Genomic DNA, 21,558 nt, shown 5'->3' with positions numbered 1-21,558 from the left:
CCGATTTATCTCGCTTTATGCTGGATTCCTGCTTTCGCAGGAATGACATCGGCAGGGCCAAAACTTAAATCACTTCTTCTATTAAATCACTTAACAATACATGCCCTTCTTTTCTTCTTTTTAATAAATTTTGTGAGGCATCCTCTAATACCTTTGGATTACTTATCAAATCAAGTATTTTATCGGCTAATTTTTCGGCAGAAATGCTATTCTGCTCTAAACACCATCCTCCTTTTTTATCTTCCAATAATTTTGCATTGTAATATTGATGATTATCCGCAGCACTTGGTAGTGGGATAAAAATTGCAGGTAACCCTATATATGTCAGCTCTTCTATTGTAGACGCCCCTGCTCTTGAAATTACTAAGTCAGCCTTCTTATACTGCGATACCATATCATCAAAGAATTCAGCAAACTCATAAGCAATATTTAATTCTGAATATATTTTTCTTATTTTTTCTTGATCATCAAATGATGATTGCTGAACCACATACAATTTTAATTCCGGCTGCTTCTGCATCAAAATTTTAATACTATCCGGTATTAATTCTGAAAATAATTTAGCTCCCTGGCTCCCTCCGAAGATTAGTATAGTAAAGATATTATCCTTGCTTCTCTTGATGTCATCCCCGCGAAAGTGGGGATCCAGACTTAATTTTTCTATATTCCCACCTTCGCGGGAATGGCATACATTTCTAATACTCTCTCTAACTATTCCACCGGTAATTACTATTTTACTTTTTGCAAATTCTGGTAAATTTTTTACATTTTCATAAGAAATAGCTATCTTTTTAGTAAAGCTTGCAAAAAATTTATTAACTTTTCCAAGGTAAGAATTCTGTTCATGAATTATAATCGGTACTCTTAAAAAAATTGCCGCAAACATTGAAGATATAACAGGATAACCGCCAAATCCCACAATGACGGAAGACTTTATATTATATAATAATCTAATAGCTTTCAAAACTGCAATTGATAATCTTGGTAAAAATAAAAAAATATTACTTGATCGTTTTAAATCTAAGATATGAAAAATTACTTTTATATCCTGATTTATATATTTTTGGCACCTTAAATCAGTAATAAAATGAACTTCATACCCTCGTTTTATTAATTCCTCTCCAAGAGCGACTGCCGGAAAAAAATGCCCACCAGTGCCACCTGCTACCAAAATTATTTTTTTCATATTTCAATATTATGTATTTTATAAGAATTTAAAGGTGTTCGGTGTCTTGTGAAGCCAAGAAGCATACCGGTAGCGATAGCAATTGCAAGCGTTGAAGAACCACCGTAACTAATAAACGGCAATGTCATGCCTTTAGTAGGAAGTAAATGTAAAGTCACTCCCATATTAATTATTGCCTGAAGTCCTAATTGCGCAACTATACCGCTGGCAGCGAATTGTACAAACTTATCTGTTTCGTTTAATAATTTAATAAGACTTCTTAATACTATAAAAGCAAATATACCTATAACAATCAAGCAAATAATAGCTCCAAACTCCTCACCTGCTACAGCAAAAATAAAATCCGTATGTGAATCGGGTAGTACCTGCTTTACTGCTCCCTCCCCTGGACCGCGTCCATATAAACCGCCATGCTCAAAAGCCTTAAGGGACTTACTCACTTGATAATTCTCGCTACTATCGGGATCTAAAAATGAATTAATTCTTTGCGTTACGTGAGGTAACCAAAAATAAGCAATGGTTACTCCTATCATTCCTAAAAAACCGGCTAGAACAATCCAAAATATCGGCATACCCGCAATAAACAGCTGAATACCGAAAACTGCCGTAATCATTACAAGCATTCCAAAATCCGGCTGAATAATTAAGAGAATGGTAACAATAGAGTAAAGTATTACACAAATTGTAAAACTTGGGAAATCATCATTAAATTTTAGCGATAATATCCAGCCCGTAACAACCGCAAAAAACGGTTTAATAAATTCCGAAGGCTGAATAGATAGACCCAGGATATTAATCCATCGCACTGCCCCTTTTACTTCATAGCCAAAAAATTTAACTGCTATTAATAAAACTACACTAGCAATAAACCCAACTATTGCAAAACGCCTTAACCATTTCTTATTAAGGCATGAAAATAATAATATAAACCCTGAGGCGGCGGCTAAATAAAGTATTTGTCTAGATGCAAAATAATTTTCTTCAAGTCCTATTCTATTTGCAACCGCCGAACCTGAGGTGGTAACCAGCATTAGACTGAAAGCAAATAAAATTATTAAAGAAATTATTATTTGGCGGTCGGTGCTACGCCACCATAATTTAATAAAGCTATTAGATATTTCGTTATTCATGGCTATATGTCATTCCCTCGAAAGTGGAAATCTACTTTGTCATACCGCGACTTGATCGCGGTATCTAATTCATTATTTTTAGACCCCGTAATCAAGTCGCGGGGTGATAGTATGTTATACAATTTAATAAATAACTCACCACGTTCTTCAAAATTTTTAAACTGATCATATGAGCTACAACTAGGTGCTAGCAAAATATTTTTTACCTTTGCATTATCGCTGCAAGCATCTTTGTATGCGAGTTCAAAAGCTTGCTCAGGATCATCACATATTACAAAATCTACTATACCAAGAGCAGTATCTGCAAATATTTTTTTAGCCTGTCCATAAAAATAAGCTTTCTTAATTTTACCAAAATAAGGTTTTACTTCTTCAATACCTCCCTCTTTCGGTATTCCTCCTGCAAGCCAATAAATATTATCAAGTGCTTTAATTGATTGCATAGCAGATATTGCATTTGTTGCTTTGCTGTCATTGTAAAAATTTATATTATTTATACTACCGATATATTGCATTCTATGAGGTAAACTTTGAAAACTACTTAAAGACTCAAGTATTTTTGTAGATTCTACTCCCATTATCTTAGCTACCGCATAACTTGCTGCAATGTTTTCACAATTATGGATTCCCTGCAAATTTTTATTAAACAGCAATTTAAAGCTACTATCATCAAAAAAATTATCATTAATTTTATTATTAACTATTGATACACCATTTTCAAGGATTTTAGTAACCGAGAATGGAATTAGTTTTACACGTTGCTCTTGCTGCAATTTTATAAAGACTTCATGACAATAATTATTATCAATATTAATTACTGCATAACAACTATTATCCATTCGAGCGAAAATCTTAGATTTTGCTGCAATATAGCAGGTCATGTCTTGATGTCTATCTAAATGGTCAGGGGTTATATTAAGAAGTACTGCTATTTTAGCTGTAAAGGTTTTTACTAAATCTAGCTGAAAAGAAGATAATTCAAGCACATACCCATCTTTACTATTCTTGGCTTTTAAAGCCGGAACCCCTATATTACCTGCAACTGGATAGTCTAAACCATTACTATTTAAAATATGGCTTATTAAAGCAGCAGTAGTACTTTTACCGTTTGTACCGGTTACGGCGATAAAGTTTAAATTTTTTGATTTTTCAAATAATAAATCTATATCAGAAGTAATTGATATATTGAAATGATGAGCAATTCTTACTACTTCGTGCGTAAGCGGAACTCCAGGACTTAAAACAATTTTATCTAAATTTTGCCATCTTGAATCGGATAAAGCAGCAACAAGACTTTTTCCGAATAATTCTTCAAATATATCTCTATTTGCTTTTAAATCATCATAAACAATTACATCATATTTATCTTGTAGCTCCTCGTAAACCGATATACCGGTTTTACCAAGCCCCAAAATACCTATTTTTTGTTTTGTATGAGAATTCATGAATAACTTACATGTCATTCCCGTGAAAGCGGGAATCTGGAAAAAGAGAGGTAATTTTAAATATACTAGTTTTAAAAACTAGTAACATTTGTGTTTGTTGATTACTGGATTCCTGCCTTCGCAGGAATGACATATATACATGCTGCAACGAAGCCATAACAAACTTACTTAGTTTATCTCTTGCATTAATGCTTGCTCACCTTCATTAAACTCACCTTGTTCTTTTATATTATTATAAGTTGGTTGACTATTCCTAGGATCAGGTAAATAATAATGAGGAGGCACTTCTAGTGCTTTAGTACGCTGTACTTGATACTCATTAGGTCCAGCTGTTGATATACCTACTGTTTCTTTTAACTTTTTACTACAAGCAGAAGTAATTAATAAAACAGTAAATAATAAAAAAATCTTTTTCACTTAATACACCTTTAATTAAAATTATATTTCATAGTTTTTTAACTTGGACTAGGGATAATCAACAGACTTCTTGCATAAGTCATCTTATAAAGAGGAATTTGAAGGAGACACGGAACGCAGAACCGCAGCGTACTCAAACGTACGTGAGGATTCGAGTACCGGATCGACGTACAAATTACCTTTAGAAGATAACTTATATAGGGAGTCTAATTTTGCACGCTTCGACTGTGCTCACGTATTATATATACGCTGTGCAGTTTCGCTTTTAAATTAACCGTCCTTGGTCTAAGTTAATTCACTATATCGTCACCGCTATGATCGGTGTTACAAATTTTTTCAGCCATAGCTCCAATTTGGGTATTATCATAATTCTCTTTAGCTTTTTCTTCAATAACTTTTTTAGTACTATAATAATCTTCTATTAAGATAATTACTCCTATTGTAATAAAGCAATCAGCTAAATTAAATACGGGGAAACTATAATGTTGATAATGAAAATGAATGAAGTCAAAGACTGCCCCTCTAAAGAATCTATCAATTAGATTACCGACGGCACCACCTATTACAAAACTATAACCTGCAAAGCCTCCAATCGTTTTTGAACACGCCATCAGGTAGTATAAGTAACAGACAATAAGCGTATTCGTTATTAAGAAAATAGCATTACTATATTGATAGTATTCACGCATTAATCCAAAACTGATGCCATAATTCCAAGTATAAACCATATTTAAGAAAGAAGTAACCTTAAGCATTAAGCTCGGTTTCCATCTTAAATTATCAATAAACCACCATTTGCTTAACTGATCAATAATAACTAATGTTATTATTATACGACTACTACGAGCGAATGTTAGGTATAGTTTTTTAAATAGTGGGAACATAAATGTTTGTGAATGATGGCTCTTATGTTACGAGTCTTCCCAATTAAGTGTGTAAACTTTTTTTCAAAGGCCTAGATTATATCTTTAAATTTTATTAAAAAATGAGCCATAGCCGCATTCCAATTTGATATAGGCATGGACCATTTCTTGGTCATGTAATCAATTGCTAAATACAAGCTTTTAAAAACAGCATTATCATTTGAAAAACACGTTTATTTTTAGTGACTTTTCGGAGTTGACTATTAACGGATTCCACAGCATTAGTTGTGTAAATTATTTTTCGTATTTCTTCAGGGTATTCTAAGAAAATCATTAAATTATCCCAATGAACGTACCAAGATTTAGCAATTTGAGGATACTGTTTACTCCATTTAGATTCAAAAGCCTCTAAAGTGGAAGGTGCTTCTTTTTCTGTGCTAGCTGTATAAATAGGTTTTAAATCACCGGCTAGCTCTTTTCGGTCCTTGTATGATACATATCGTAAACTATTTCTAATTTGATGTACAGTACATAATTGATGCTCCGTCTTTGGAAAAACAGCACTTATAGCTTCAGACATACCAGTAGGGTTATCACTACATGCTATCAGTATGTCTTGCATACCTCTATTTCTCATCTCAGTAAAATTACCAAGCCAAAATTTATCTCCTTCATTCTCACTGGCCCACAATCCTAAAATATCTTTTCTTCCTTCTAAATCAATACCTAAGGCAACATATACCGGTTTATTTATAATCCGCTTATCTTGACGCACTTTTACTATTAAACAATCAAAAAATACTTAGCATATACTGGATCTAATGGACGGCTCTGCCATAGCTTAACATCCTCTATTATATCATCTGTGATTTGGCTAATTAAACTCTCGCTTACATCAGCTCCATATAACTCCTGAAGCTGTAATTTTATATCTAATAAACTCATCCCTTTAGCATACAAAGATAGTACCTTATCATCAAAACCATCAAGTCTTCTTTGACGCTTTGCTACTAATGATGGTTCAAAACTACTATTTCTATCTCTTGGCACTTCAATCTCAACAGCACCATTCTTTGTAATCAGATTTTTTGTGTTATAACCATTACGTGCATTTTGAGCATCACTTTGATTATACTTGCTATATTCTAAATGATTATTCATCTCAGACTGTAAAGCTTTCTCTACAAGACGCTTGGTTAGTTCTTTTAATAAACCATCTTCTTTAAATAAAGTTGATACATCTGTATCATTATTGATCAATAAATCTATCGCTTGATCCATTGCAGCATTTTGTTTCTGTGTCATTGTAATTTCTCTTTTTGTTATATTTTCTTTTATATAACCTTTGAGAATTTTACACACTTATTTGGACAGAGCCGATGTTTTTGCGTGGATCGGTTTTATCGTCATTACGAGAAGTAACTGCAAGTTTCGACGAAGCAATCTCAGGACCTTAGCACGAGATTGCCTCGTTGCTTCGCTCCTCGCAATAACGACTATCCTACAATAAAACCTCAACTGATTTCTCTGCTTGCAATTCCTTATCAAGCTTAACATTTAAAGTTTTTATTTCTTTTTTAAATTGTTTAAATTTCTCTAAATTTTTTCCGTTTAATTCTACACCCGGTGTTGTCTTAACTGACATAGGATTAACGTGTTTGCCGTCAATTTTAACTTCATAATGTAAATGTGGTCCTGTAGTTCTACCCGTACTTCCAACATATGCTATGATCTGCCCTTGTTTTACTATACTTCCCACTTTTAAATTTTTTGCAAAATTTGAAGCATGGGCGTAAGCAGTAGATAGCGTCCCGCTATGTTTTACCTGAATAAATTTTCCGTAACCCGACTTCCACCCTATTTCTGTTATAACTCCGTTTCCTGCGGAATATATAGGTGTGCCGGTTGGAGCTGCGAAGTCAACTCCTTTATGCAGTTTAGTATAACCAAGTATCGGATGCTTTCTATTACCATAATGTGAAGAAACTTTTATAACTTTTAGCGGGGTTTTAAGTAAGCTTCTTTTTACGCTTTTACCGTCTTCAGAAAAAAATACCTGATTATTTGCGTTATTATCATGGGAATAACGATATATATTATATTCTTTTCCTGAAAGATTTAATGAAACATATAGAATTTTACCGTGGTGGGAAAATTTACCGTCTTCCGTTACGTATTTTTCCGTTATTACGGTTGCAGTATCACCGCTTTTTATTTGACGCTGAAAATCGATTTGATAGGCGTAAGCATTAATCAGCTCTATTATACTATTATTCGATAAACCTAGTTTTTTAAGGGCTGACATGAAATTTGATTCAATACTTACCGACGATTTAGCAACTTTTTTACTTAAAGGCACTACAATTTCTTCAACTTTAAAATTATCACTCTCTCTAATTACTTTAATAGTTTTTAGCTTATCGATAATTATAACGATTTTATTTAAGAACATTATCTCTGAGGCTAAATCTTCATTCTCGTTTTCGGTGATTTTTGTTTCATATTCAAAAGTAATTTGTTGCCCTATTTTAAGAGTAGAAGATAATTTACCCTCTTTTACTAAATTTACAATTTTTTCTATTTCATTTTTAGGGATATTTTGTTCTATCAAAACTGATTTTATAGTATCGCCTTTTTTTACTACTACTTCTTTAAATAAAATTGTTTCTTCTTCACTACTATCAGGCTGTACTAAACTTATAGACAAAGTGTCGTTAACATAATTATTAACGGCAAAAGAAACAAAGACAACTAATCCTATAAATAATAATAAGGAGGCAGGGGTGAGGATTTTCCTAAGACGTGCACTAATAAAAGATGATGGTAGTATGCCATTTAAATCATAAGATAGTGCGGTATCATTCATTAAAATTGCTCTGAAGATTATTTGAATCAATTTTTCATTACTAATAATAATATGAACTATATACAAACAAATTACAATAGAAAATTGTAAAATTTTGTTTTATTTTTGTTTTATTAGTTTTTTATTAATTAAAATTAAATCCTTTATATAAATTAATAAAAATTAACTTATATAAAGACGAAGATTATGCTTAGACTTTTTCTATTTTTATTAATTTTTACAAATCTTATCTCCTACTCATCTAACTATAATGCTGTCAAAATGCTTAAAATAGAGTATTATGATAATATTTCTTTAAATAAAAACTGCTCTATAAATAGTAAAGTAGTTCTAGTAGGCGGTTGTTTTGATTTATTACATTACGGTCATATAGAATTTCTACACGAAGCTAAAAAAAACAAGATAAATACTTAATCGTTGTAGAGCCGGACGAAACAATTATTAAATATAAAAAAACGTCAACCTATCCATAATCAATTGCAACGAGCAAAAATTTTAAGCTCTTTAACGTTTGTCGATAAAGTACTTATATTGCCTAAACTGAAAGATTTTAATGATTATGCTCGGTTGGTGCAGAATATTTGTCCCTCTGTAATCGCTGTAACAAAGCACGATCCTCAGTTAATAAATAAACAAATTCAAGCAAAATTAATAAATGCGAAAGTAATAGAAGTTATTGACTTATTGCAACATCCTAGTATAGATACACTTTCTAGCTCAAATATTATTAAAAATATATAGTTTTTTATAAAAATTTATTGATTTTTACTTTAATAAAAATACATATCCATTTATATTAAATGTAAATAACTTTATATGTGTTATGAAAAATATTATTGCTTTAATTTGTTTTTTGATTGTTAGTAGTAGCTGCTTTGCTTCCGAGCCGTTACCTTGGCAAGTAACATTCCAGCCGCCAGCAAGCCCGATTATGGAAGAATTACATCATTTTCATAATTTTCTGCTTTATATCTCAACAGCTATTGTTTTATTTGTTACTGGGCTACTTATTTATGTATGTATTAGATTTAGCGCTAAAAATAATCCCGTACCGGCAAAATTTTCACATAATATTTTAATAGAGATAATATGGACTGTAATCCCGATAATAATCTTGATTATTATTGCCGTGCCGTCTTTTAGAATATTGCGTCATGCCGAAAAAATACCCGAAACGGATTTAACTATTAAAGTAGTAGGTTACCAGTGGTATTGGCATTATATATATCCCGATCATGATAATCTAGAATTTGATAGCGTAATGATCTCTGATGAGAATCTAAAGCCTGACCAGAAAAGATTATTAGACGTCGATAATCGAGTTGTTATTCCCGAAAATGCTACCGTAAGATTTCTCATTACTGCAGGCGATGTAATACATAGTTTTGCCGTTCCGTCACTTGGGTTTAAAATAGATGCAGTGCCTGGAAGAATTAATGAAACATGGACAAGAGTGGCCAAAAAAGGCGTATATTACGGACAATGCTCGGAGCTTTGCGGCATCAATCACGGCTTTATGCCGATTGCTATAGAAGTAGTGAGTAAAGAAGATTTCGACAATTGGATTGCGAGCAAGAATAAGGTTGCTATGAATGTTGGGAATCAAAAGTTAGTCGCCAATTAATTACTTTTTTAAATATATGACCAACCACAACAACCCTTGTCCACATCTTTTTCCTAAACAAGCGAAAGAAACGATATTTTTAAAACATTTTATCCATAATCCAAATATAATAGTCGGAGATTACACTTATTACAACGACGCTAATCACCCTAAGAAATTTGAATATGAAAATGTTAGAGGAGCTTATTTTGTTAAATTGATTATAGGGAAATTTTGTGCTATTGCTATGGGTGCTAGTTTTATAACCGATGATACGAATCATCCTATGGACGGATTTTCTACTTATCCTTTCTTTATTTTTGAAAATTGGGATAATTATACACCTTCGCCTGGCAAAAGAAGAGGCGCTGTTATAAGAAATGATGTATGGTTTGGTACAAACTCTACCATTTTGCCCGGAGTTAATATAGGTGACGGGCAATTATCGGTGCTTGCTCAGTAGTAGCTAAAGATGTACCACCGTATAGTATTGTTGTCGGTAATCCTGCAAAGATAGTACGCTATAGATTTCCTGATGAGATAATTGAGCGATTACTTGAAATTAAGTGGTGGGATTGGGATTATGATAAAATCACTCGGAATATTCCGGTAATAGCCGGAGCTGATATTGAGAAATTAAAACAGGCTTAGTAATAATAAGAAGTTTAGCAAATATATGATAATGAGTGAAGAAGGGTATGAAAATCACCCCGATATAGTTGATTTGCCTGAATGGAGAAAAACTTTTTTTATCTTATAGATGTAGGGCGTTATGAAGGTTATGATGACTCAATAAATTGCCTTGCCAAAAATTTAAGAAATCCGGAGGAATTAATACAAGTTGGGGCAATTGAAGCTACAGGTCTTTTGGTTGAGAGATTTTATAATGTTAAAGAATATCTGATATTACCTTTATTATTTGAAAATTTGAAAGGAATTAGTGAAAAAATTTTAAATGAAACTAGTTTAATATTATTCAGCATTGTCATTTGTATACTAAGATTAAGAAGAAAAGTTTATTTAGAATATTTTAAAAATAATTTGAAATTTTTAAGCGATGAAAAATTAAAAATACTTACAGATAAAACATTAATAAATTTCTTAAGAAAATGAGAAAGAAAAGAGAGTTTATTTTAAGCTTCTGTCAAAATTCTTTAAATTATCGAGAAGCTTTAGAAATTTGTTTATACTTCCTAAAAAAATGAAAGTATAGAAATAAACACAGCTGCTTTTGTTGGGCTTACTTATATAATAGCAAGATTTCAAAAAATAAAACTTAAGGCCATATTACCTTTTATCGCAAAATATTTAAAACATTCTTCTATAGGCTCTGATCTATGGTGGGATGCATGATCTTTATTAGGGAACATTGTAATTATGATACCAAAATTACGCATAAAAATAATTCCGCTTTTGAAAAAATACTATTCTGTTCAATTAAAGACTCCGTCAGTTATAGAATATATAATGACTAAAAATAAACAAAAGGATCAGGTGAAGCTTGAGAAAATGCTAAAATTATATGTAAATAACCTTGAGAGACAAAAGATTAAACTTAATGTTTCTAGTTTTCAAAAATCAACGTAAATTTTAAGAAATCAATTTAAATAAAAATTACAACTGCTATGCATTCAATTACAAGTACAAACGACCTAAACCACAATCACCATACCCCACACGGCTGGAAACGGTGGCTTTTTTCTACCAATCACAAAGATATCGGCATTATGTATATCACATTTGCCATTTTTGCGGGAATTGTCGGCGGTTTGTTCTCGCTGCTTTTTAGGTTAGAGCTCGCAATGCCCGGCGGCACTTTCTTAAATCATGATTTCCAGCTATATAACGTGCTTATTACCGCACATGCAGTTATTATGGTGTTCTTTATGATTATGCCGGCTTTATTCGGCGGGTTTGGTAACTATTTCGTACCTCTATTAATAGGGGCTCCCGATATGGCATTTCCGAGATTAAACAATATCAGTTTTTGGCTATTAGTTCCTGCCTTTCTCTTACTTATGGGTTCGGCTTTTGTTGACGGCGGTCCTGGAACGGGCTGGACGCTCTACCCTCCTTTGAGTAATTTGAGCGGTCATCCCGGTGCAGCAGTCGATATGGCTATTTTCAGCTTACATTTAACCGGTCTATCGTCAATCCTTGGATCAATTAATTTAATCGTTACTATATTTAATATGAGAGCTCCTGGCATGGGGCTTTTCAAGATACCGTTATTTGTTTGGTCTATATTAGTTACTGCATTCCTTATAATCTTAGCCATGCCGGTACTTGGCGGAGCTATAACTATGCTGCTTACCGACCGTAACTTTGGAACTAATTTCTTTAAACCGGATGGTGGCGGTGATCCCGTATTATTTCAGCATCTATTTTGGTTTTTCGGTCATCCTGAAGTATATATCGTAATACTTCCAGGCTTTGGTATAGTAAGTCAGGTTATTTCGACTTTTTCACGCAAACCTATATTTGGCTATCAAGGTATGGTTGCAGCTATGGTAATAATCGGTTTCGTCGGATTTATCGTATGGGCTCACCATATGTTTACTGTTGGGCTTTCTTATAACGCACTTATATATTTTACTGCCGGAACAATGATTATTGCCGTTCCGACGGGTATTAAAATATTTAGCTGGATCGCTACTATGTGGGGCGGCTCGATTACGTTCCCAACTCCAATGCTATTTTCAATAGGATTCATTATATTATTTACGATTGGTGGCGTAACCGGCATAATTCTCTCAAACTCAGCACTTGATAGAGTGCTGCACGATACTTATTACGTTGTTGCACATTTCCATTATACAATGTCGCTTGGTGCTTTATTTACAGCATTTGCCGGCTTTTATTATTGGTTCGGCAAAATATCCGGTAAACAATATCCTGAAATCTTAGGCAAAATCCATTTTTGGATTACCTTTATCGGAGTTAATTTAACTTTCTTCCCCCAGCACTTTTTAGGTCTTGCAGGCATGCCAAGAAGAATACCCGACTACCCGGAAGCTTTTGCCGGCTGGAATATGGTTTCTTCAATAGGAGCAGGTATCTCTATGGCAGCTGCACTTTATTTTGTATTTATTGTGCTCTATACGCTAAAATACGGAAAAGATTGTCCGGTGAATCCTTGGGGCATCGGTGCAGATACTTTAGAATGGACACTTACCTCCCCTCCTCCGTTCCATACATTTGAAACACCACCACATATTGGGGGGTAAGCTATGAGTGATTACACATATTGCGGATTTTGGAGAAGAAGCGGATCAGCGTTCATTGACGGAGCAATACAACTATTTATTACATTTTGTTTGTTATTTTGTAAATTAAAATTTTTTTTACCCTGCTACACCGCTACTAGCTCTAGAAAATTATCTTGCTTACCTTACAATTACAAGCAATATTATTCTTACTACAATCGCTGTAATGTTATATTATGCTTTGTTTGAAAGCTCTAAATTACAAGCTATCTCAGGGAATATTTATTGAATATGAAGATAATTATTAAAGCAGATGGAGCTAGGATGAGTTTTTTAGAATCTTTTTTTAGAGTATCATTAAGTTTTGTCTTAGGTATGATAGATGACTTAATGAATGTACAAATAATATCAATTATACATTTAATACTAGTAACTGTCAGTGTTTTATGCATAGTATTTACCAAACAGAAAATCTATACCGGATATGATTTGTGGTACTAGAGTAGTAAGACGATGAATAAATAAGCTTAAATAAAATCTAATATATAAATTTAGGGTTTTTATGATTTTCAGAAGATTTTTTGCTATACTAATTGATAAGCTTTTACTTACAATTATATCAACAATCCTATTTATATTTATTAGATTTCTCTCAAATTCTGATGCAATATGGCTCTTTACATCTTTTATTATCGCGGCTTTTTACTTTTATTATTTAGATTCATCAAAAACGCAAGGGACTATTGGAAAGAGAATATTAGGTATAAAAATAGTAAATATATATGATGGCAATGCAATAGACGGCACTACTGCATTTTTTAGGTTTATCGCCTGTTTTCTTATAAATATAACAATAATAGGTCTTATGGTAAGCATTATTTTTATGTTATTTAATGAAGATGAAAAAATGCTCCATAATATATTTTTTAGCACCAAGGTAGTAAAACGATAACAAAATGAAAAAGAAACCGATAATAGGTATTACCTCTGATTTAGCTCAAAATTGTGAAAAATACACTTATGCTGTTTTTCCATGGTATGCCTTGCGAAGAAACTATACTGATGCGATTATTGCAGCCGGCGGTGTACCGCTATTACTACCATATCAAAGCGAAACAATAAATGAACTTATGGACCTTGTTGACGGTGTTGTAATTCCAGGCGGTGATGAGGATATACATCCTAAATTTTATGAACCAAGGTATGCCGAAGATGTAGTAATTTCTAATGAAGAACGTGATAATTTCGAGATATTAGTTTTAAAGAAATCATTAGAGAAGGATATTCCGATTTTAGGAATATGCCGAGGAATGCAGTTATTAAACGTTATTTTCAAAGGTACTCTTATTAAGCATATTCCTGATTATATTAAAGAAACAGAACAATCCATAATAATTAATCATATACAACCTTCACCTAAAAACATAGTTTCGCATTCAATCAATATAGAAGCAAATACTAAACTTGCTAAGATAGCTAATAATCAGCTACAAACTATGGTTAATTCAACTCATCACCAAGCTGTTAAACAACTAGGTAACGATCTTATCGTGTCTGCAAAAGCAGAAGACGGGATAATTGAAGCCATTGGATCAACAAAACATAAATTCGTTATCGGCGTTCAGTGGCATCCTGAATATCTTAACGATAATGGAGTAGATTTAGAATTATTTAAAGAACTCATAAAAGCTAGTATGGTGTAAGCACTACTAGCTCTTTACTCAATACTTAACTAAAACTCCATTCTATACCTATTTCGCCTAAAATTTCTTCAGCTTTATCAACATCATACTTAAGAGCTTGATAATTATCATCATACTCTTCAAATACAGAAGTAATAGGAGAAATATTTAAAAAGTCTTTTGCCTCTTTACATAATAAAGTAATGTTTTTAACATTTTCTACTTCAAGACTATTTAGTACTATTTCTATTTTATCTGTTAATCCAGGTAATTTATCTAATAAATCTTGCTTAATTACATCAGTGCTTAAATTTATAGTTTCTAAGCTTTTATAACATTCATGATACTTTAAAATAACATTAAAACAATTTCCTACTGCAGATTTAGCTTTTAAATAATGATTATTTAAAATATCTTTCAGCTTAGAAATTTTTGCCCCATCATGTGTGGTTTTTAATAATATTAAGTTTGGTATTAAGCTTTCTGGATTATTTTGGTAATATGTAAGAGAGGAATTATATTCATTCTCATTGAATGGACCGTATCCAAGAACTGCAAAAATACTTGGAATGGTAAAAAATTTTAAATTATTTTCCAGTAACTTCTTATCATTTTTATTAATTTCTTCTTCTTTTTTATTATCAACAGGCCTTAAAAACACATTTTTAGGTAATATATTTTCAAAATTTGGATTTAATAATTTTTCAATTTCATTAGTTAATAGATCTACATTATCTTCAAAATTTTTTCCCAATCTAAAAGCTTAGATACTAATTTATCCTCAAATTTAATTATCTCCCTTATTTTATCGCTAAAAGAACCTAGTATTTTCTTAAAATTTTCATAAGTTTCGCATTCTTCTACTAAATATTTTTTTTTAAATTATCGTAAATATCATAATTGCTATTATTAAAACTAATAATTTTTAATAAAGCTTCTTCTTCTAATAATAAAGTTGCTGTTTCTGAATCTTTAGGTATTTCAAGCTTTTCATTATTTGCTTCCGATAATAAAGCTTCGACTGAACTTTCAGATATCTCATCTGATAGCAAGACTTCTACTTCTAAACCTTCAGATGTTTCAAGCTTTTCATTATTTGTTTCCGATAATAAAAGCTCCGCTTCTAAACCTTTAGATATTCTAAGCTTTTCGTTATTTGCTACTAAAAAGCAAAATCTTTTTAATGTTAAATCTTTTACAGTTACTATATCTTCATCTTTATAACTTAATAATTCCGATGGATTATGTGCCAAAATAGATAATATCTTACTACTTTTAATAATTTGTAATATTTTTTCTTTAGTAGGTTCTAACATTGCAACACCATAAGGAATAGGTGAAGTAGGATTTATCTCCTTTAAGGGTATTAAAGAATTAATAAAAGACTTGTACTTATATAAACTAATTCCACTAACTATATATAATAATTCAGCAATTGGTGCATATACTTCCTCATTTAAAATAGTAGTATGAGAATCATTAGGTATCCGGTATAAATCGTTATTAAAAATTTTAGCTACTAAACCTTTAATTTTACCTTTAGATAGCTAAGATAAGATTTCTTTTTTAAAACTAAATATTGATCTTGCTCTCTTGTATTTACTATATATGTTATATTAGACATGTTACATACTCCTTAATTTATATTAAAAATTTTTGTATAGAAAAATTAATAAAAATTAGTGATCAAGTATTATTTGTCATAAAATATGATTTTTTTATTATAATTTGTTTTAAATATCCAATATGTTATAGTTAGTCTAAAAATATATTTTATGACTTTTTTAGAAAATTTTGCTGAGTATATCATTGATAAATTGGGTAAAGGTAACGAAGTTCAAATAATATTGCCTAATAATTTCTCATGCCTAGAATTAAAGAAGATTTTAACCGATAAATATCAAATTAAATTACCTATCATTATTCCTTTTAGTTCTATCCTTTCAAAAAAAAATGATTCTGATTATATATCTGAAATAGAAGAATTACTTATTTTATCATCCATTATCACTGAATATAAAGAATTACCTTTTAATATTGAAGGATCGTTAAAAGCCGCAGAAATTCTAAGAAAACTATTTAATGATCTTATAATCAATAATATCGATATAAAATTAATAGAAACCTATAATAATTTTAACTATTGGCAAAAGATTTATAAATTTCTAGAATATTGCTTTTTGAGATGGCAAGAAGGAATATCGCTTACTCAAAAACAAACTAGACCTCTTCGGAAACTTGCTTATAGGGAGCGATTACAAGAAGAGATAATAAGGATAAAAACGAATCATAGGCACGTAATACTAGCAGGAATATTCAAACCTGATCCTTTCTTAAAAAAATTTGAAGAAGAATTAAAGGATTATGTAATTTACTACAATCCCAACTTAACTACAATTAAGGATAATATATACTATTACGACACCACAAATATTTATGACGAGGCAGCAGCAGTAGCTTATATATGCACTCAAAATAGTAATAAAAAGATAGCAATTGTTACAAATAATAACAAACTTAAGAAAATATATTGTAATTTTTTAGATAAATATTGCTTAGCTTTTGAAGATTTAATCGGTAATGATCTAGCTTTTACGAATATTGCCGATTTACTGATATCTATTATTAAAATATTATGTAATAATTTTGATTTAAAGATCTTATTTTTATTACTTAAAAACCCTTTAATTAACTGCTCTGTCGTACAGAAGTTAGAGCTAATGATATCAGGTAAAAACCGTTTTATATCTTCACCAAAATATTTATTACAATTACAATTTGATAATGAAGAGGTAAAAGAATATTGCCGTAACCTAATAGATATTTTATTTAACGATACTCCGCATAGTATACAAGATATTCTAACCTTAACTAAAGAAATAGCTGAAAAACTTGTACCTGAAATTTGGGAAAAAGAAGGAGGAGCAGAACTACTTGGATTTTTAACAAATTTAACCTCATATCTCTCTATGTCTTTTCTGTCTCCCCTGTCATTCCTGCGAAAGCAGGAATCCAATGATAAAAAAGACTTTCCCAAAATTTTCTCTTTTTTACTTGTAAGTCACAAATATTATAAAAATACCGACTCTGCTAATGTTATTATAGGAAAACCTGAGGATTTAACATTATGCGAATTTGACTTAATCATATTACCTCATTTTAATAGCGAAAATTGGTCTCCTAATAACAAGGCTCACCCATGGCTTAGCAAGAAAGCTTTGCAGATATTAAATATAGATTATGGTGAAATTGGCACTACTCTATATTCAAGTTACTTCAATTTATTTCTACAAAATAAACAAGTAATTATACTAAATGCTAAAAAATATGATGGAAAGTTGTCAACTCCTTCTAATTTATTTTTGAAATTACAGAATGTCGTTCCTATACTACCATATGTCATTCCTGCGGAAGCAGGAATTCAGCTTAATACAAACCGAGGTATGGAACCCCGCTTTCGCGGGGATGACATAGAGGGGTGCTGGAATGACACAAGGGGCGAATCCACAGCTCTTAGCACTACTTTCCCAACAATCTTATCCGTAACCGATATAGAAACATTAATAAGAAACCCGTACGGTTTTTATGCTAAGAAAATCCTTGAATTACGTAAAAAAGATAATATATGGGAAGAGCCTAAAATATCGGATTTTGGTAATTTTATTCATAAAGTTTTAGAGGAATATTCTAAAAATTATGACAAACAATATATTGATTTAAATTTGCTTGATAAACAAGTTGCCTTAATAAATATCGGTAATCATATTTTATGTGGCACTATTCTACCCACTTACACAAAAAAAGCTTGGCAAATAAAACTTACAGCTTTCAGCAAAGCCTTTATTTTATTTGATATAGAACGTCGAAAAAACTGTAAAGAAATCTATTTTGAGATTAAAGGGGGATTACGATTAAATATTGCAGGTCAAGATATAAAAATAATCGGTATAGCTGACCGCATTGAAATAAGTAAATCAAACAATATAACTATACTGGATTATAAAACCGGTACTATTCCAACCAAGAAAGAAATAGAGCTTGGACTCTCTCCTCAACTTATTATAGGAAGCTTGATGTTACTAGACAACGGATTTAATATTAAAAATGAAAATAATATAGTCAATTCAGTTGGACTTGGATACAAGGCACCGAGGGTAGAGCCTATAATAATAGGCGAGACAATGAGTAACGATGTAGGTAAGTCTAAATCAATTGGCTATATTATCGCCTACGTGAAAATAACTAGTACCGAACCTTATGTGCAAACAACGGAAATAACTTTAAGCATCGAGACTTTAAATAGACATAAAGCAGGGCTCATAAAATTACTTGAATATTACGTTACAAATAAATCCTTTTCTTATGATTTGAATTTATCAAAATATAATGATTATTTGCATTTGGGTCGATAGGCTAATTATGTCATTCCTGCGAAGGTGCATGATAAGACTCGATGTCATTCCCGCGTAGGCGGGAATCCGGTACTTTAAAGCTTTTTGAAAGCTCGATTTATCTCGCTTTATGCTGGGTGGGAATGACATAAGAGCTATGCAACAAACCTGGTCAAGCCACGGGGTGGCATAATGTTTACAGTCCCATCACTAACTTGAATCCTTTATTTTTAATAATCTTACTATCAGTATTATAAATAATCGGGTCGTTAATTTTTTCGTGACCAAATTTATTTGTTTTAAATACCGGAATATTTAAACTACCTGCAAAATTACGAAGCACTAACATTGTGCTTTCCGAATCTTTATCAAATGAACCAAATATTATGGCCTTAGCATCCTCAAGCAATTCTGCTTGCTTTAAGTGCAAAAGCTCACGATCTAATCTAAAAGCAGCTACATTCACATCTTCTAAAAAAAGAATTTTATCTTTGGTTTTTATCTGCCAGCTCGTTCCTATACTAGTCTGCACCATAGTTAAATTACCACCGGTTAGTTTGCCATTAACAAGATCGCTTGATTTTGCTGTATCGTTAAGCGGTAATAAATTATCTATAGTAACTTTCTTTACTTTACCTTTTAATATTTCAGCAAGCTTAGTAAAATTGCTTTGATCTTTTTCGGGCTTTAAAAGATCGGCTATATTACTGCCGTGAATAGTTTTCCATCCCCATTCTTGTGATAAAAAAAGATGTAAAGCCGTTATATCGCTATACCCTATAAAAAATTTCTCTTTATTTGGTTTTGGTAGTTTTAGTAAATCGGGAATTAATCTAGCCGAGCCATAGCCACCTCGTAAACTCCATACTACATTATCAGACTTATCAAATAATGCATCCCGCAGACAATTAAATCTTACCTCATCGCTACTTGCAAGAAACGGTAACTTGCCTTTAACAAGACACTTAGCCGGAATCCACAAATTTAAAGCATTAATATTTTTTAAATCCGATAAAGTCTTATTATCAGCACCTGTTGCCGGAGCAACAACGGTAATAGAGATATTTTTTAGATTATTGGCAGCAGAAAAAGCTGATATTGAAAAGAATAATATTACTAGTAAAGATAAATTTTTAAGAATCATAGATATAATTGATAGGTATTGTTACATTAACAGGTAAATCTACTATGTCACCCCGTGGTTTAACCACGGGGTCTAGTCCTTATTTTATTTTTTTAGATCCCATGAATAAATCACGGGATGACACAGAAGGGAAAACCGGATTCCCGCTTTCGCGGGGATGACATAGAAAGAGACGGGGGCGACATAGGAGCCAAGAATAACCTCAAGAAATTATTATAAATACGAAACACCGCCGCCTAAGATTTTTGCTTTTTCAATTTTCATTTGGTCAAAAGTAAGGATATCATAGTTATTGAATTCATCAATAAACGTTTGTGGTATATTATCGACTATCTCATGTACAGCTTCATATTTATCCATATCGTTATTAGAAATATATGCTAATTTTAATGCTATTTCCTTTTTAACAAGATTAGAATCTTCGGGCGATAATTTGCTTTAAATATTAGTTAATTGTTTTATAAAATTTGGTTTATCTAATAAATCTATAATCTTCTTAACTTCGTATTTAGCACCATTAGTAAGCGTTACTTCAGTTCCAAGTATTTTTGATATAACTTCTATATCATCATCGGAATCTTAATCTGACGTGTTACCTTTAAGGTCACTAGAGCTTACACTCGACGTTGCAGCTTTATTTAAAGTCTCGCTTGCTCTAAGGTTTTCCATTTTAGTCCATAACTGCTCAGTTGAATCATAACCGCTATCAGCTAGATATTTGTTATTTCCCTCTCTAGGTGGTACAAAAGCATTATCAATAAATTCTTTAACTGTCCATTTATTGTTAGATTTATTAAAAGCACTTTCTATAAACTTTGCTAAATTATTAGAGTCTAACTCTAATAATTTTTGCTTAAGGTCTATAGGGATATGACTTTTTGTGTCTAACCAGGTTTGCATTCCTGTTAATACTTAATCTATTAACTTATTAGTATCTTGTTGGATTATAAGACTTTCTATTTCAGATTCAACAAGTTTTGTCCATAGCTGGTCTGTCGAACTACAATCACAATCGGCTAGATATTTTCTACCTTCTTCTTCAGTTTTTACAGCATTATCAATAAACTCTTTAACTATCCACTTATTGTTAAATTTGTTATAAGCAGCTTTTATGAATAGTTCTAAATTATTAGAACCTAACTCTAAGAATTTTTACTTAAGGTCTATAGGGATATGACTTTTTGTGTCTAACCAGGTTTGCATTCCTGTTAATATTTATGATATTAACTTATTAGTGTCTTGTATCGGTGCAATAATATTATGCTTCTTAATATTAACATCAAGTTCATTTTTAGTACTAGCATCCAAGTTAGATACTGAGTTTTCATACTGAGCTAGGTTATTTTTAGTTTCTTTTAAAGTTCTTACTATTTTCTTAAATATTTTACTATTTCTGAATGACTACCCGTAATGCTTGTCATCCAGTCCCATTTAAAATATTCAAACTCGCCAGTAGCATGATTCGGAACTTCAACATGTGCAGACTTATGGTCATGTCTAATGCCGATTACATCAAGATCTTGTTTATATTTCTTTACTTGAGTATCTGTATCATTACGCTGTTTTTTAATGTGTTGCTCTATTTTTTTTCATGACCACCTCCTTAATTTATGTTTTTAATTAGC

The 21,558-nt window shown here is 31.6% G+C and carries 16 protein-coding genes and 7 pseudogenes; 9 read left to right on the top strand and 14 right to left on the bottom strand.

Annotation, left to right across the window (positions count from 1 at the left end; translation table 11 throughout):
• Window positions 1-64: 64 nt before the first annotated feature.
• The 8 genes and pseudogenes from murG to AAGD46_RS03380 form a co-directional block, all read right to left on the bottom strand.
• Window positions 65-1,186, bottom strand: a complete 1,122-nt coding sequence (gene murG, locus AAGD46_RS03415; protein WP_341787766.1) for an undecaprenyldiphospho-muramoylpentapeptide beta-N-acetylglucosaminyltransferase — start codon at window positions 1,184-1,186, stop codon at window positions 65-67.
• Complete coding sequence (gene ftsW, locus AAGD46_RS03410) at window positions 1,183-2,316, bottom strand: putative lipid II flippase FtsW (protein ID WP_341787765.1); 1,134 nt, start codon at window positions 2,314-2,316, stop codon at window positions 1,183-1,185. Before ftsW ends, murG begins: the two co-directional genes overlap by 4 nt.
• A gap of 77 nt (window positions 2,317-2,393) precedes the next feature.
• Window positions 2,394-3,761, bottom strand: a pseudogene (gene murD / locus AAGD46_RS03405) (UDP-N-acetylmuramoyl-L-alanine--D-glutamate ligase); the annotation flags it as partial.
• Window positions 3,762-3,768: 7 nt separating this feature from the next.
• Window positions 3,769-3,918, bottom strand: coding sequence for a hypothetical protein (locus AAGD46_RS03400; RefSeq protein ID WP_341787763.1), 150 nt, complete (start codon window positions 3,916-3,918; stop codon window positions 3,769-3,771).
• 11 nt (window positions 3,919-3,929) lie between these two features.
• A complete protein-coding gene (locus AAGD46_RS03395) occupies window positions 3,930-4,178 on the bottom strand; it encodes a DUF3035 domain-containing protein (protein WP_341787762.1) in 249 nt (82 codons plus the stop codon).
• A gap of 290 nt (window positions 4,179-4,468) precedes the next feature.
• Window positions 4,469-5,062: a signal peptidase II gene (gene lspA, locus AAGD46_RS03390; RefSeq protein ID WP_341787761.1), complete on the bottom strand. Its 594-nt coding sequence runs from the start codon at window positions 5,060-5,062 to the stop codon at window positions 4,469-4,471.
• A gap of 71 nt (window positions 5,063-5,133) precedes the next feature.
• A pseudogene (locus AAGD46_RS03385) lies at window positions 5,134-6,346 on the bottom strand (IS256 family transposase).
• A gap of 196 nt (window positions 6,347-6,542) precedes the next feature.
• Window positions 6,543-7,907, bottom strand: a complete 1,365-nt coding sequence (locus AAGD46_RS03380; RefSeq protein ID WP_341787760.1) for a M23 family metallopeptidase — start codon at window positions 7,905-7,907, stop codon at window positions 6,543-6,545.
• 228 nt (window positions 7,908-8,135) lie between these two features.
• On the opposite strand from AAGD46_RS03380, the pseudogene AAGD46_RS08890 reads away from it, so the two are divergent.
• The 7 genes and pseudogenes from AAGD46_RS08890 to AAGD46_RS03345 all read left to right on the top strand — a co-directional run bounded on the left by AAGD46_RS08890 (window position 8,136) and on the right by AAGD46_RS03345 (window position 14,419).
• Window positions 8,136-8,648, top strand: a pseudogene (locus tag AAGD46_RS08890) (adenylyltransferase/cytidyltransferase family protein).
• Window positions 8,649-8,730: 82 nt separating this feature from the next.
• Window positions 8,731-9,531, top strand: a complete 801-nt coding sequence (gene coxB / locus AAGD46_RS03365; protein ID WP_341787757.1) for a cytochrome c oxidase subunit II — start codon at window positions 8,731-8,733, stop codon at window positions 9,529-9,531.
• Between the two features lie 16 nt (window positions 9,532-9,547).
• Window positions 9,548-10,161: pseudogene (locus AAGD46_RS03360) on the top strand (CatB-related O-acetyltransferase).
• An 81-nt stretch (window positions 10,162-10,242) separates the two neighbouring features.
• On the top strand, window positions 10,243-10,623 hold the full coding sequence (locus AAGD46_RS03355) for a hypothetical protein (RefSeq protein WP_341787755.1): 381 nt from the start codon (window positions 10,243-10,245) through the stop codon (window positions 10,621-10,623).
• 512 nt (window positions 10,624-11,135) lie between these two features.
• A complete protein-coding gene (ctaD, locus tag AAGD46_RS03350) occupies window positions 11,136-12,737 on the top strand; it encodes a cytochrome c oxidase subunit I (protein ID WP_341787754.1) in 1,602 nt (533 codons plus the stop codon).
• 541 nt (window positions 12,738-13,278) lie between these two features.
• Window positions 13,279-13,668: an RDD family protein gene (locus AAGD46_RS08885; RefSeq protein ID WP_410525947.1), complete on the top strand. Its 390-nt coding sequence runs from the start codon at window positions 13,279-13,281 to the stop codon at window positions 13,666-13,668.
• 4 nt (window positions 13,669-13,672) lie between these two features.
• On the top strand, window positions 13,673-14,419 hold the full coding sequence (locus AAGD46_RS03345) for a gamma-glutamyl-gamma-aminobutyrate hydrolase family protein (RefSeq protein WP_341787753.1): 747 nt from the start codon (window positions 13,673-13,675) through the stop codon (window positions 14,417-14,419).
• A 25-nt stretch (window positions 14,420-14,444) separates the two neighbouring features.
• On the opposite strand, the gene AAGD46_RS03340 is transcribed toward AAGD46_RS03345, so the two are convergent.
• Window positions 14,445-15,152 carry a hypothetical protein gene (locus AAGD46_RS03340; protein ID WP_341787752.1) on the bottom strand — a complete coding sequence of 236 codons (708 nt, stop codon included), beginning with the start codon at window positions 15,150-15,152 and terminating at the stop codon, window positions 14,445-14,447.
• 109 nt (window positions 15,153-15,261) lie between these two features.
• Entirely contained in the window at window positions 15,262-15,714 is a 453-nt protein-coding gene (locus AAGD46_RS03335) for a hypothetical protein (RefSeq protein WP_341787751.1), read from the bottom strand.
• Window positions 15,715-16,959: 1,245 nt separating this feature from the next.
• Between AAGD46_RS03335 and AAGD46_RS08880 the strand changes: the two are divergent.
• Together AAGD46_RS08880 and AAGD46_RS08875 are read left to right on the top strand one after the other, a co-directional pair.
• Window positions 16,960-18,499 (top strand): annotated as a pseudogene (locus AAGD46_RS08880) (PD-(D/E)XK nuclease family protein); the annotation flags it as partial.
• Between the two features lie 119 nt (window positions 18,500-18,618).
• Window positions 18,619-18,810: pseudogene (locus AAGD46_RS08875) on the top strand (hypothetical protein); the annotation flags it as partial.
• A gap of 175 nt (window positions 18,811-18,985) precedes the next feature.
• On the opposite strand, the gene AAGD46_RS03325 reads toward AAGD46_RS08875, so the two are convergent.
• The 4 genes and pseudogenes from AAGD46_RS03325 to AAGD46_RS03310 all read right to left on the bottom strand — a co-directional run.
• The gene (locus tag AAGD46_RS03325; protein WP_341787749.1) at window positions 18,986-19,933 is read right to left on the bottom strand and encodes an LD-carboxypeptidase; all 948 of its coding nucleotides are present in this window, start codon (window positions 19,931-19,933) and stop codon (window positions 18,986-18,988) included.
• A gap of 213 nt (window positions 19,934-20,146) precedes the next feature.
• On the bottom strand, window positions 20,147-20,293 hold the full coding sequence (locus AAGD46_RS03320; RefSeq protein ID WP_341787748.1) for a hypothetical protein: 147 nt from the start codon (window positions 20,291-20,293) through the stop codon (window positions 20,147-20,149).
• Between the two features lie 219 nt (window positions 20,294-20,512).
• Window positions 20,513-20,833: a hypothetical protein gene (locus AAGD46_RS03315; RefSeq protein ID WP_341787747.1), complete on the bottom strand. Its 321-nt coding sequence runs from the start codon at window positions 20,831-20,833 to the stop codon at window positions 20,513-20,515.
• 30 nt (window positions 20,834-20,863) lie between these two features.
• A pseudogene (locus AAGD46_RS03310) lies at window positions 20,864-21,516 on the bottom strand (hypothetical protein); the annotation flags it as partial.
• Between the last annotated feature and the right edge of the window lie 42 nt (window positions 21,517-21,558).

Origin of the sequence: Rickettsia endosymbiont of Cantharis rufa, assembly GCF_964026445.1 — a bacterium.
Lineage (GTDB): Bacteria > Pseudomonadota > Alphaproteobacteria > Rickettsiales > Rickettsiaceae > Rickettsia.
This window is presented reverse-complemented; position numbering and strand designations above follow the sequence as displayed.